Below are 692 nucleotides of genomic sequence, written 5' to 3'. Positions count from 1 at the left end.
CCAGTTCCCGACCCAAATACCGTCCCACTTAAATCGCCAGAAGATTTTACTTTGATTGGTAAAACCAAGCTCAGTCGAAAAGATACTGGGAAAAATAATGGCACGGCGATATTTACTCAAGATTTCAAATTACCTGACATGTTGACTGCTATGGTGCTTCATGCGCCTAAATTCGGCGCGACACTGAAGTCGGTCGATTCTAAAAGCGCGAAAGCTTCTCCCGGTGTTGTTGACGTCATTACCATTCCAACCGGGGTTGCCGTATTAGCCACTGATTATTGGAGCGCAAAAAAGGGGCGAGACCTACTCGTTGCATCTTGGGATGAGAGCAAAGCCTTCAAAAAAAGCTCCGCTCGGATAATGGAAGAGTACATTGAGCTTTCAAAGAAACCGGGACTGCCGGCTAGAATTGATGGTGATGCTGTTAAAGCTCTCGAGTCGTCAGATGTTGTGATCGATAACACCTATGAGTTTCCTTTCTTGGCGCATGCAACCATGGAGCCAATGAACTGTGTCGCACAAGTTTCTGATGATGCTTGTACTGTTTGGAATGGCGAACAACTTCAGACAGTCGACCAGATGAACATCGCAAACTTACTGGGTATTAAGCCGGAGCAAGTCACGATAAACATGCTTTTGGCTGGTGGTAGCTTTGGGCGCAGAGCCAACCCAAGATCGGATTACTTATTAGA

1 protein-coding gene is annotated in these 692 nt (G+C 46.2%); it reads left to right on the top strand.

Going from position 1 to position 692, the window contains the following annotated elements:
- Positions 1–692 (top strand): molybdopterin cofactor-binding domain-containing protein (locus KIV40_RS28200; RefSeq protein WP_285352508.1); only part of this gene is annotated, 692 nt, incomplete at both ends.

It is taken from the genome of Vibrio sp. D173a, from assembly GCF_030248475.1.
The sequence above is the reverse complement of the archived record's forward strand: the minus strand, read 5'-3'. Positions and strand labels throughout refer to the sequence as shown.